The 11,532-nt window shown below is 38.3% G+C and carries 14 protein-coding genes; 2 read left to right on the plus strand and 12 right to left on the minus strand.

Annotation, left to right across the window (positions count from 1 at the left end; genetic code table 11):
- Window positions 1–160: 160 nt before the first annotated feature.
- The 12 genes from lplA to EF384_RS08770 form a co-directional block, all read right to left on the minus strand.
- On the minus strand, window positions 161–1,183 hold the full coding sequence (lplA, locus tag EF384_RS08715) for a lipoate--protein ligase (protein ID WP_123781212.1): 1,023 nt from the start codon (window positions 1,181–1,183) through the stop codon (window positions 161–163).
- A 62-nt stretch (window positions 1,184–1,245) separates the two neighbouring features.
- A complete protein-coding gene (locus EF384_RS08720; RefSeq protein WP_123781214.1) occupies window positions 1,246–1,782 on the minus strand; it encodes an N-acetyltransferase in 537 nt (178 codons plus the stop codon).
- A 289-nt stretch (window positions 1,783–2,071) separates the two neighbouring features.
- The gene (locus tag EF384_RS08725; protein WP_123781216.1) at window positions 2,072–3,031 is read right to left on the minus strand and encodes a MetQ/NlpA family ABC transporter substrate-binding protein; all 960 of its coding nucleotides are present in this window, start codon (window positions 3,029–3,031) and stop codon (window positions 2,072–2,074) included.
- A 36-nt stretch (window positions 3,032–3,067) separates the two neighbouring features.
- The gene (locus EF384_RS08730; RefSeq protein WP_123781218.1) at window positions 3,068–3,745 is read right to left on the minus strand and encodes a methionine ABC transporter permease; all 678 of its coding nucleotides are present in this window, start codon (window positions 3,743–3,745) and stop codon (window positions 3,068–3,070) included.
- Window positions 3,745–4,818, minus strand: coding sequence for a methionine ABC transporter ATP-binding protein (locus EF384_RS08735; protein WP_123781220.1), 1,074 nt, complete (start codon window positions 4,816–4,818; stop codon window positions 3,745–3,747). The genes EF384_RS08730 and EF384_RS08735 overlap by 1 nt, the downstream gene beginning before the upstream one ends.
- Before the next feature lie 111 nt (window positions 4,819–4,929).
- Window positions 4,930–5,787: a MetQ/NlpA family ABC transporter substrate-binding protein gene (locus tag EF384_RS08740; RefSeq protein ID WP_123781222.1), complete on the minus strand. Its 858-nt coding sequence runs from the start codon at window positions 5,785–5,787 to the stop codon at window positions 4,930–4,932.
- A gap of 268 nt (window positions 5,788–6,055) precedes the next feature.
- Window positions 6,056–6,418 (minus strand): 50S ribosomal protein L20, encoded by a 363-nt coding sequence (gene rplT, locus EF384_RS08745; RefSeq protein WP_123781224.1) that lies wholly within the window; start codon window positions 6,416–6,418, stop codon window positions 6,056–6,058.
- 60 nt (window positions 6,419–6,478) lie between these two features.
- On the minus strand, window positions 6,479–6,679 hold the full coding sequence (rpmI, locus tag EF384_RS08750) for a 50S ribosomal protein L35 (RefSeq protein ID WP_094518175.1): 201 nt from the start codon (window positions 6,677–6,679) through the stop codon (window positions 6,479–6,481).
- Window positions 6,680–6,705: 26 nt separating this feature from the next.
- Complete coding sequence (infC, locus tag EF384_RS08755) at window positions 6,706–7,227, minus strand: translation initiation factor IF-3 (RefSeq protein WP_123781234.1); 522 nt, start codon at window positions 7,225–7,227, stop codon at window positions 6,706–6,708.
- A gap of 324 nt (window positions 7,228–7,551) precedes the next feature.
- Entirely contained in the window at window positions 7,552–7,959 is a 408-nt protein-coding gene (locus tag EF384_RS08760; RefSeq protein WP_123781226.1) for a PaaI family thioesterase, read from the minus strand.
- Between the two features lie 128 nt (window positions 7,960–8,087).
- Entirely contained in the window at window positions 8,088–8,528 is a 441-nt protein-coding gene (locus tag EF384_RS08765; protein ID WP_123781228.1) for a hypothetical protein, read from the minus strand.
- A 96-nt stretch (window positions 8,529–8,624) separates the two neighbouring features.
- The gene (locus EF384_RS08770; RefSeq protein WP_123781230.1) at window positions 8,625–9,440 is read right to left on the minus strand and encodes a MetQ/NlpA family ABC transporter substrate-binding protein; all 816 of its coding nucleotides are present in this window, start codon (window positions 9,438–9,440) and stop codon (window positions 8,625–8,627) included.
- Between the two features lie 185 nt (window positions 9,441–9,625).
- On the opposite strand from EF384_RS08770, the gene EF384_RS08775 reads away from it, so the two are divergent.
- Window positions 9,626–10,162, plus strand: a complete 537-nt coding sequence (locus tag EF384_RS08775) for a DNA-3-methyladenine glycosylase I (protein WP_233570083.1) — start codon at window positions 9,626–9,628, stop codon at window positions 10,160–10,162.
- A 134-nt stretch (window positions 10,163–10,296) separates the two neighbouring features.
- A complete protein-coding gene (locus tag EF384_RS08780; protein ID WP_123781232.1) occupies window positions 10,297–11,487 on the plus strand; it encodes an HAD-IB family phosphatase in 1,191 nt (396 codons plus the stop codon).
- The last annotated feature ends 45 nt before the right edge of the window (window positions 11,488–11,532 follow it).

An 11,532-nucleotide genomic window follows, 5' to 3' on the forward strand; every position in this document is an offset into this window, starting at 1 on the left:
AACTACACTTTCAGTCCTTTAACGTGCCACACTAGTACACTTAAATATTTATTCAATTGTTCCTTGTCCATAACAAAAAAGGCACGAACTACGTTTTTTAACGAATTGTTCGTGCCTTTAAACTGGCTTTTATCCAGTTTCTTCGACAAATACATATATTTTATAATGAAGCTAAATCAGCAAGTTCTTCAGCAGTTACATTACCGAAGTAATTCTTGATGTTTAATCCTTCGAAGACTTTGACTAGGTTTTCGCGTGTGTAGTCTTGGCCAATTAATGCTTGCTCTACATCAGAGATTTCACCTAAACCAAAGAAGTCACCATAAATTTTGGCTTCTTTAATTTTGCCCTTAGAAATATTGAATTGGAATTCAATTTGACCAGCAGTAGTTCTTTCATCACGGATGATTTCGTAATCCGGGTTTTCACCGTAGTTCCAGTCATCGTTGTTTGTGTAACGTGAACGGAAGTCATCAATCCATTCCCAGTCTTGATCAGTTAATTGATATTCTTTGATTTCATCTAGGTTTGCAACATTAAAGATATTTAGCAATAATGCTGTACGGAATTCATGCAAGGTCATATCTTGTGATGCTTCATCCATATGCGGTTTGATATTCGTTACACGACTACGGATTGATTTAACACCTTTTGCTTTTAATTTGGCAGCTTTAGGTTTCAATACTTTTGTCGTTTCATCGATATCAACATCAAACATCAACGTACCATGTGAAGTCATACGACCATTTGTTGCATACATCGCATTACCTGAGAATTTTTGGTCACCGATTACTAGGTCGTTACGGCCTTTTAATTCAGCTCCTTCAACCCCCATTTTGTGTAATGAGTCGATAATTGGATCAGTAAATTTTTTGAAATCGCGGAAAGAATTCCCATCATCATTTGTAATAAAGCAATAGCAAATATTCCCTAAATCATGGTAAACTGCCCCACCACCTGAAAAACGACGAACAACGTGAACATTATGTTCTTTGACGTATTCTTCATTGATTTCAACATGCGTGTTTTGGTTTTTCCCAATAATAATAGACGGTTCATTAATATAGAATAACAAGATTGGCTCATCCAATTTCTTCTCATTTAACAAGAAGTACTCAATTGCTAAGTTGTATGTTGGATCGTAAATTTCCTCGCCATTTCGTTCATTCTTTACATAATACATTTAATCTCGACCTTTCCATTTTTTATCAAAAAAATAAAAACAACTTTCACTTACATTGTAAGCTAAAATTCCGATAAATCAAATTCATAGGTGTATCTTGGACTACCTGAAGGCATGTATAATAATCCAGTACGTTTAAAGCCATTACGGGCTAATGATTTTTGCATCATAAAATTATCTGGATGCGTATCAATTCTTAGAGATGCAATGTTATTCACAATCGCAATTTTTTTAATATCCAAAAACATTTGCGTTGATACTTTTTTACGTCTAAATAAATTGGATACCATCACACGATGGATAGCGAAATAAGGACCTTCTACTGTCCATTCTCCTTCTGCTAAATTCTCATACGGTTCGTCATATGTATCTAAAACACAGAAAGCGGCCACACCATGTGTATCTCTATCCTCCCAAATGAAGGCTTGATCTTTAATAATTCCCTTTAATAACATTTCACTTGTAATTGTGCCGTTTTGCCACTGATCAATGTTATTCATAGCCAGTAAAGCAATTGCATCTTCCAACATGACTGTTAATTGCGACATGTCGCTTTCAACAGCTGTACGTAATGCAAGTCCCATATTAATATGACTCATTCGTTTTCTCCTACGTTCCTAAAGTTTCTTTCAATAAATTCAACTTATTGTAACAAATTCTTACGCCAAATAATAGAAGATAGTGTAACAGGAAAATATTAAATTGAAACAATTCGAAAAAAAGCCCCTAAACCCTTAGTTTTAAGGCTTAAGGCTAGTAAATAAAATTATTCTAATCTTTTATTTTAGTACACAATTTTGTCCTATTATACTCCTCTAAATAAAAAAGATACAGATCTGCACGCCGGGGGGCATGCAGACCCATATCTGTTTTGGATCCCATTTGTAATTATTCAGCTTCTGCTGCTGCTTGTGTTGCTGTTAAAATTTCTTCAAAGTCAGCGGCAACGTCATCGTTTTCAGTCCAAGCTGGTTGGTCAGCGCCTGATGTTACTTCATCAATTGTAGCTGCTGTTTCTTCAGATTGGTAAGCTGCTAAGATTGTTTGGAAGTCTGGGTTTTCAGCATCTTCTGAACGAACTACAAGCGCATTTTTGTATTGTGCTCCTAAGTCTTCAAGATTTTCAGTATCTAAGAAGATTGAGTCTTCAGAAGGTACTAAACCAGCATCTACAGCATAGTTTGTGTTGGCAATTACTACATCTGCATCAGATAATGAACGCGGAACTTGCGCAGCATCCACTTCAGTGAATTCAATGTTTTTGTCGTTTGTAGTTACGTCGTCAACAGTTGGTGTGATACCTGCAGCATCATCTACTTCGATTACGCCGGCTGTTTCAAGTAATAGTAATGCACGACCACCGTTTGTTGGGTCGTTTGGAATAACTACTGTTGCACCGTCTTCTAAGTCATCAAGACTTTCAACAGCTTCTGAGTAAGCACCCATTGGAGAGATGTAAGTGTAACCGATTGGTTGTAAGTCACCATCGTTTGCAGTTACGAAATCAGCTAAGTAAGCTAAATGTTGGAAAGCATTTAAGTCTAATGAACCATCTGCTAAAGCAGTATTTGGTGTTACATAGTCAGTAAATACTTGTACATTTAATGTGATACCTTCATCAGCTAAACGTTCAGCAACGGCTTCCCATTCTAAACGTTCTGTATCCCCAACAACACCAACAGTATATTCTTTTGCTTCTTCTGTTGAAGCTGCAGTTGATGATGATTCAGTTGATTCGCTTGTTGATGAAGCTGCTGAAGATTCTTCAGTAGAGCTTGTGTTGCCACATGCTGCTAAAGCGATAATTGATGCGAATAATGTTGCAGATAATTTTAATTTCTTGTTCATAAAATTTCTCCCCCTTGTATGTTGACGAATTGTTGACTAGTGTTCGACTTTTTTAACTAAACGATCCGCAATTGCTTGCGAAATAAATACAATAATTAGGATGATAATTGTAGAAATAATTGTAACATCGGTTTGGAATCGGTTGTATCCACGAGTGATTGCTAGGTTACCTAGACCACCACCACCGATAGTACCTGCCATGGCTGTTAAACCAATAACATTAATGATTGATAAAGCCGATACACGGATAATTCCTGGTAAGGCTTCTTTTAAGTATACACGCGTTACGATATCCCATGTTGAAGTACCCATCGCTTGTGCTGCTTCAATGACACCAGGGTTGACTTCAACCAAGGCATTTTGAATCTGACGCGCATAGAAAGGAATTGTCGCAACAACCAACGGCACGATAGCGGCAGTTGTACCAATTGAAGTACCTGCAATCGCACGTGTAAGGTTGACTAGTAAGGCAATCATAATAACAAACGGAATAGAGCGGAAGACGTTTACTAGTTTGTCTAAAATACCATAAACAGCTGCATTCTCTTTAAGGCCATTAGGTTGCGTTAGAATCAACCAAATCCCTAGACCTAGTCCAAGTGCGAATGCAAGCACTGCAGTGATAATAGACATGTATAAGGTCTCTAGCGTTGCTTGTAGGAATTCATCTGGAATTTCAATTGCGTTTGGTAATAAGGTTTCTAAAAAGTTCATTAGGCTTCAACCTCCTTAGTCGTATATGCGTCGCCAAGTTTTGTATACTCTTGTAATGCGACACCTTCGCCATGGATGTAATCAATCGCTGCTTGAACGTTTGCTGGCTCACCACTTAGACTCAGTAGTAAAGTGCCAACTGGGATGTTTTGTAAAATTTCGATGTTCCCGAATAAGATATTCGCTTTTACGCCAAATTTTTCAGTCAATAATGAAATTAGCGGATCACCAGTTGAAGCACCTGAGAATTTCACGCGAATTACGCGGTCATCTTCATGGATGTTCAATAGTTCTGGATTAGCCAATACTTCTTGAATACCCTTTTCAATTGGACTTGCTGATTCGATGAAATCACGCGTTAATTTTTGTTGTGGGTGACGGAAGATGTTAAAAATAGTATCTTGTTCAACCACATGACCATGTTCCATTACCGCTACACGGTCACAAATTTCTTTGATAACGTGCATTTCATGCGTAATAATCACGATGGTTAAGTTTAAGCGTTCATTCAATTCTTTCAATAATTCCAGGATTGAAGAAGTTGTCTTAGGGTCTAAGGCAGATGTTGCTTCGTCACAAAGCAATACGTCTGGATCATTCGCCAATGCTCTCGCGATGGCAACCCGTTGTTTTTGACCACCTGATAGTTGACTTGGATAAGCGTCTTTACGATCTGCAAGACCTACTAGATCTAACAGGTCATGTACTTTTTTCTGTTTCTCTTCTTTTGTCAAATCAGAATCTTTTAATGGGAAAAGGACGTTACCTTCTACCGTACGTGCATTCATCAAGTTGAAATGTTGGAAGATCATCCCAATTTTCTTACGTGAAGCGCGCAATTCTACTTCTGACAATTTGTTGATTTCTTTACCATTTACAATTACTTGTCCACTAGAGACAGGTTGTAATCTATTGATTGTTCTTACTAAAGTACTTTTACCAGCACCTGAGTAACCGATAACCCCATAAATTTCGCCTTTGTCGATTGAAATATTTACATCTTGTACCGCTGTAACTTTACCGGCATCCGTTTCAAATTCAACTGAGACGTCTTTTAAGTCAATAATTGACATTTAATTCACCTCTACATTTTGTTTAGTCCATAAAATTTTATGCTAATAGTCTTATTCTATCATACATCTCTCACAATCTATTTCAAGAATATGTAACTATTTTTTATAGACTTATTCGCCTACGATTGTTTGGAAGTCAGCTTGTGGATCGTCACCTTCAGCCCAGATTGGCATATCTGTTCCAGCTGAGAATTCAGCAATCAAATCTTTTGTTTCATCGCTTTGGTACAATTCAACCACTTTTTGGAAAGTTTCTGAATCTGCATTTTCAGCTTTGGCTACAATTGTATTTTTGTATACGTCGTTCACTTTGTCCATGTGATCAGTATCGATGTAGATGGCATCTTCACGTGGTACGAAACCAGCATCCACTGCGTAGTTTGTGTTGGCGATTACTAAATCGTCATCACCTAATGCACGTGGTACTTGAGCTGCATCTAATTCATCGATTGTTAAGTTTTTGTCGTTAGCAGTGATATCATCTACAGTTGGTGTGTAAGACGCTGCATCATCAATTTCAATCAAGCCTGCTGCTTCAAGTAGTAATAAAGCACGACCACCATTTGTTGGGTCATTTGGAATGGCAACAGAAGCACCATCTGGAATACTTTCAACGTCAGTAATATCTTCAGTTGCATACATACCCATTGGTGAAATGAATGTATAGCCAATTGGCACTAAATCTGAGTCATTTTCAGCTACATAATCAGCTAAGAAAGCTGTATGTTGGAATGCATTTAAATCCAACTCACCGTCTTGTAAAGCACGGTTTGGTTGTGTATAGTCTGAAAAAGTAACAACTTCCACTGTGATACCTTCATCGGCAGCACGCTCTGCTACGTTTTCCCAAATTTGTGTCGCTGTGTCGCCAACTACCCCTACTTTTACAGTTTCGTTAGTTTGTGCGCCACACGCTGCAAGTGCAATTGATGCTAATCCTAATGTTGCTAAAGCTTTAAATTTTTTCATATTATTTCCCCCCGGTGAGACATGATTATGTCTCGAATAAAAAATGTTTATCCGTAGCCTGTGTGGACGCCGACCTGCATCAACACACTAGCTCTTCAATAGACAAATTCTATCAAGCTTTGGGTTAATTGGATAGTATCTATTTCCAATTAGTTTTGATAGTTTTTACCGAACACTATCCCTTTATCTTTATGATATACCGATAAAACAAAAAGCCCAAGAAGCCTCCTGTATGAGGTTTCTTGGGCTGATTTACATTAACTGTAAATTATTTGTTTTTTAATGCTGCTTTAGCTTGTTCAGCGATTGCTGTAAATGCTTCAGCATCGTTAACTGCTAAGTCTGCTAACATTTTACGGTTCATATCGATGTTAGCTAATTTTAAGCCGTTGATCAAAGTGCTGTAGCTCATACCATTCATACGAGCAGCTGCGTTGATACGTGTAATCCAAAGACGACGGAAGTCACGTTTCTTTTGACGACGGTCACGGTATGCATAAGTGTAAGATTTCATTACAGCTTGTTTAGCTGTTTTGTATAATTTAGACTTAGCACCAAAGTAACCTTTTGCTAATTTAAGATATTTTTTACGACGACGACGTGTCACTGTTCCACCTTTAACTCGAGCCATTTAATTTCCTCCTTTTAGTACTGTCCAGTCCATGACTGAACTTCGATCATTCGTTATGAATTATTTGTAGCTGTCCATCATTTGAGAGATACGTTTCATATCTGTTGAATGAACTGTAGTTGCTTGTTTATGTTGACGACGTTGTTTCTTAGTTTTACCGTGGAAACGGTGAGAACGTTCTGAGTGACTACGTTTTAATTTACCTGAAGCAGTCTTTTTGAAACGTTTTACTGAAGCGCGGTGAGTTTTTTGTTTTGGCATGTTTTTTCCTCCTAAATAATGTTCACTTATTTGTCAGCAGTTGGTGCCATTTGTAAGAACATTGAGCGTCCTTCCATTTTTGGCTTTTGTTCAACTTCTGCAATGTCTTTAAGCTCTTCTGCAAAGCGTTCTAACACTTCGCGTCCGATTTCTTTATGAGTAATCGCACGTCCGCGGAAGCGAATACTTGCTTTTACTTTGTCTCCTTTTTCAAGGAACTTACGAGCTTGACGTAATTTTGTATCAAAATCATTTTTTTCGATTGTAGGAGATAAACGTACTTCCTTCAAGCTAATTTGTTTTGAATTTTGACGTTGTTCACGTTCTTTACGTTGTTGCTCATAACGGTATTTACCGTAGTCCATGATTCGGGCAACTGGTGGTTTAGCGTTTGGCGAAACCAATACTAAATCTAAGTTTGCGTCTTCTGCTTTAGCTAAAGCTTCGTCTTTACTTAGGACACCTAATTGTTCACCTTCGGAATCAATTACACGAATTTCACGTGCACGGATATTTTCGTTTACGAACATATCTTTTGCGATAGTAATACACCTCCATTGATGCTGTGTACAATAAATCATATTTGTTACATTAAATCTGTATGAAAGAGAAATTTCACATAGAAAAAACGACGGATAGAAGAAAGTCTTCTACCCGCCGTATTAAGCACACAAATCGAGTTTGTGTGAACTGAATATCTATCTACCCGAGGACGTAACTTGTCGACTCAGGTGAGAAACGGGTGTTTCTGCTTCTTTTCTCAACTCAATCATTGTACCATCATTTTAAATGACGGTCAAGACTATTTTATCTTTTTTAATGGATTTGTTTTCGGTAAGAATTGGCGTTTTAAAAACCTAAGCTACCAATGGCTAGCCAACAACCCGGACCATAGTGGCTTGCATCTTGGCAATCTCTTTGTTGGTTTTGATGTCATAGACTGTCGCTTCGGTGATGGTTAAGGTTTTACCAGCTTTAATAACTTTGGCATCGGCCCGAATTTCGTCTCCAACGGCAGGTCGTAAGAGATTAATTTTGAATTCGACACTCAAAACTTCATCCCCCTCTTCCATGGTAGTCAGTGCTGCGTAGCCACAAGCAGAGTCCGCTAAAGTGGTGGTGACGCCTGCATGCAAGAAGCCATGTTGTTGGGTCAGATCATCTCTTTTTTTACAAGATAAAGAGACAAATCCTTCCTCTACTGCTTCCAATTGGATTCCTAGTAAGGTAGAAAATTGTTGTTTGGCCAAACTCGTTTCGATTCTTTCATAAATATTCATGGTTTCAACTCTTTCATTGTGTATTTTGATTATAAATGGAACGGCAAAACAGTCCTTATCGTCATCGATTTCTTTGGGGAAATGACAACCATAAGAACTGTTCCTACTGATTATCTAAATTGCTAACGCTATTTCTTCTCTAATTCGCGAACTGGACGGCCTTTTTCATCATAGATAAAATCTAATACGCGTTGACCACTGCCCATCGCAATAACTAATTGATCACGATAAGGTTCAGCTAGTTCGTCGAATAGATAAAATTCTTCATCCAAATTTTCCATCTTACGTTTGGCTGCAATTTCTCCTGCAGAGCGTAATTTCACTTTTTTAGAAGGTAATTTATCAATGGTGCGTTTTTCAATACGGTAGTAGTAATTGTCGTCTCCATAGGTGATTTCAAGTGCGCCAGAATTGGTGCGTCGTTTTTGAATATTGGTATATTTTTCCTGATGCAAATCCCACCAACTTTGAATGCCTTCAAATGCTTCTTCTTCAGTTGCATAAGAACCATGTTGCTTGCGTACACCATCACGTCTATTTTCCCAATAGTTTGTATAACACTCAACCATGTACATCACTCCTATTTATTAATGCTTCTATCATATAATAAACGGCATGATTTTGGAAACGATTTCACTTTGCCTTTTTTATGTCAAAATACGCAATTATTCTGGTAAAACCCAGTAAGTTTCATTTGATTCTGCATTAGTTTCTTCAATTTTGGCTTTTAAGTCATCTGATTGATAAATAGTCACCAAGTCTTCCACCCAAGCTTCTTCGGCTAGATCTGGATTGGCTACAACTGCTTGTAGGAATAAATCTGGTAAAACGTCTTCCTCTAATAGAATCGTAGAAAAATCGACATCAGCATCATAAGCAATTGAACCTGGGATGACGGCATAAGCTAAATCACTTAGGGTTCTTGGAATGGTAGCAGATTGCATTGCAACTATTTCAATACCTGCATTATTTTCAGCAATATCTTCTTCCGTTAAGCTAGAAGTGTCTGCATCTTCCGCTAAAGTAATCCAGCCAGCTTTTTGTAAAATTAATAAGGCACGTGTGTAATTCGATGGATCGTCCGGAATACCGACACGGTCGCCTTCCGCTACTGCTCCTAAATCATCTTTGGTACCAGGGAACAGGCCTGCTGGAACAGTTGGGATTGCGGTGACAGCTGTTAATTCAGCGCCTGCTTCTTCATTGAAATTGGCCAAATATAGACTATGTTGATCAACATTCAAATCAGCTGAACCCTCTTGTAAGGCAACATCCGCTGAACGTAAATCGGTAAATTCAATTTGTTCAATGGCATAGCCTTCTTCTTCAAGAATTGGTGCAACTTCTTCTAAAAATAATTCACTATATGGCCCTGGAGATGTCGCCACTCGAATGACAGTTGATTCACTCTCACTTGCCCCACAAGCCGCTAGTACACTTGCCCCAATACCCAATACTGCTAACTTTAATAAATGTTTCATATTTTCCCCTCCACTTAGTGAAATAGTTTACAATGTCTATACTTACATCATAGACGCTTACATGCTAGATAGAAAGTATCGTTAAAGTATCAGCTGTAATCGTTTTATTCTATTAAAATAAGATGAAATTTGGTATAATTTGTCCTTAATCAATACAAAAATGAAATCATTTAGAAAGAGGTCATATGATGGTTACAAGATGCCGCTTTGCCAATACCCCACAAATGATTGCTTATCATGATGAAGAATGGGGTCGTATCAAGGATACCAGCCAAGAAATCTTTGAAAGCTTGTCCTTAGAAGCCATGCAAGCAGGTTTGTCCTGGGCAATTATTTTAAATAAACGCCCCGCCTTACGTCGTGCTTTTGCTGATTTTGATATGGAAACTCTGGCACAATTTGATGAAGATGATGTGGAACGCTTGATGAAAGATGAAAGAATTATCCGCCATCGTCTAAAAATTAAAGCCATGATTAGTAACGCACAGACTGCTTTAGCGATTGAAAACGATCCGAATCAAACAAATTTTCGCGATTACATCTATCAAATGGCTGAGGATTTTTCTGAGACTTTTAACGGCCAAGAAGCTGAAATCAATCAGGCTATGGCTAAGCGCTTGAAAAAAGAAGGTTTTAAATTTGTCGGCCCAACAATTGTTGAGGCCTATCTTGAAGCAATTGGCGTATACAATCATCATGAAAAAGATTGTTTCCTACGCTAAGGCCATTATTTTTACAAAATCTTGATTAATTTACTAAATTATGACCGATAATTTACAAGAATTTATTACTATTATCTTATAATAAGATAATTAAATGAGACTATTTAGGCAACAACAGACGAGGAGTTACATACATGCAAGCTCAAATTACTCAACAAAAATGGGATCCTTTTGTTTTCCAACGTTTAAATGAAACTATCCGCGAAGGTGCTGCACCTGCCGATGCATCAGCTGCTGAACGCAACTATGTTGTATTCGATTTTGACAACACAACCATCCTACACGACATCGAAGATCATCTGATGATGTACATGCTAGACAATCTAGCCTACAAAATGACACCTGAAGAATTCTACCAAGTCCTAACAAACGGCCCAATGAATTTCCATCAACCCATCTTCCCTAACTCTCCGAATATGGCCACTTTCATTGACTTAGCCGACGACATCGTGACCCAATACCAAGTCCTATATACCGACTATATTGACGTAGCCAAAGACGAACGTATTCCTTTGGATCAGGTAAAAGAGTTTACCCAGTATACTGAATTTGCGGCTAAACTACGCTTGTACTACCAATTAGCCGGCCATGAATTCTCACGAACTCCTGGTGAGAACTCTCCAATTTACTGGTTCAAGGGTTACACGACCGATGAACTATCTGCCCTATCACACAAGGTATTCCAAGATGCCATCGCCAAACCTTTGACTTTGCGTCGCCTATTTTCAAGCCCGCATATCAAGAGTAAAGTGGGCAAGGTCGAATCAACTGTTGAACAAGGGATTCGCGTTGCCGACGAAATCTTACAATTATGGGATGTATTACGCGCCAACAACATTGAGATTTATGTGGTCAGTGCGAGTCCAATTGATTTAGTGCGTACGATTGCCTCAAATGCCCCATTCAATGTGCCGACTGAAAACATTTTTGGTATGTGCTACGATGTGGACGCAAATGGTGTGATTGACAGCCGTTTAGAAGCTGGAACTTTTATTACTAAAGGACTTGGTAAAGTAGAAGTCATCAAGCACTTCTTAGAAACACGCCATGGAAGTGAACCATTAATGACATTTGGTGACTCTATGGGCGATTACCCAATGATGACCCAATTACCTTTTGTAAAATTGTCAGTCTTGTTCAACCGCTATTCAGCAGACAATACCCAACAATTAGTCTTGAAGGCCATTAACTCTTACCGTCAAGACAATGCCAAAATCGTCTTGCAAGGTCGTGATGAAAATAAAGGCACCATGCGTCCAAGCATGTCGACTATTCCTTTAGGTCACTTAGAACCCGTATTACAAGCTGAAGAAGTATATTTATAAATAATGCAAAAACCCCTGAAAGGGTACCGACCCCCAAAAGTTAGA

The sequence above is a fragment of the Aerococcus agrisoli genome, from assembly GCF_003797145.1.
Classification (GTDB): Bacteria; Bacillota; Bacilli; order Lactobacillales; family Aerococcaceae; genus Aerococcus; species Aerococcus agrisoli.

Excerpts from the sequence above, each read along its gene's own strand:
- EF384_RS08730 (WP_123781218.1), bottom strand. The coding sequence starts at position 3,745 with ATGAACTTTTTAGAAACCTTATTACCAAACGCAATTGAAATTCCAGAT.
- EF384_RS08740 (WP_123781222.1), bottom strand. The coding sequence starts at position 5,787 with ATGAAAAAATTTAAAGCTTTAGCAACATTAGGATTAGCATCAATTGCA.
- EF384_RS08760 (WP_123781226.1), bottom strand. The coding sequence starts at position 7,959 with ATGAATATTTATGAAAGAATCGAAACGAGTTTGGCCAAACAACAATTT.
- rpmI (WP_094518175.1), bottom strand. The coding sequence starts at position 6,679 with ATGCCAAAACAAAAAACTCACCGCGCTTCAGTAAAACGTTTCAAAAAG.
- EF384_RS08770 (WP_123781230.1), bottom strand. The coding sequence starts at position 9,440 with ATGAAACATTTATTAAAGTTAGCAGTATTGGGTATTGGGGCAAGTGTA.
- lplA (WP_123781212.1), bottom strand. The coding sequence starts at position 1,183 with ATGTATTATGTAAAGAATGAACGAAATGGCGAGGAAATTTACGATCCA.
- EF384_RS08775 (WP_233570083.1), top strand. The coding sequence starts at position 9,626 with ATGATGGTTACAAGATGCCGCTTTGCCAATACCCCACAAATGATTGCT.
- EF384_RS08725 (WP_123781216.1), bottom strand. The coding sequence starts at position 3,031 with ATGAACAAGAAATTAAAATTATCTGCAACATTATTCGCATCAATTATC.
- rplT (WP_123781224.1), bottom strand. The coding sequence starts at position 6,418 with ATGGCTCGAGTTAAAGGTGGAACAGTGACACGTCGTCGTCGTAAAAAA.
- EF384_RS08720 (WP_123781214.1), bottom strand. The coding sequence starts at position 1,782 with ATGAGTCATATTAATATGGGACTTGCATTACGTACAGCTGTTGAAAGC.
- EF384_RS08735 (WP_123781220.1), bottom strand. The coding sequence starts at position 4,818 with ATGTCAATTATTGACTTAAAAGACGTCTCAGTTGAATTTGAAACGGAT.
- EF384_RS08765 (WP_123781228.1), bottom strand. The coding sequence starts at position 8,528 with ATGGTTGAGTGTTATACAAACTATTGGGAAAATAGACGTGATGGTGTA.
- EF384_RS08780 (WP_123781232.1), top strand. The coding sequence starts at position 10,297 with ATGCAAGCTCAAATTACTCAACAAAAATGGGATCCTTTTGTTTTCCAA.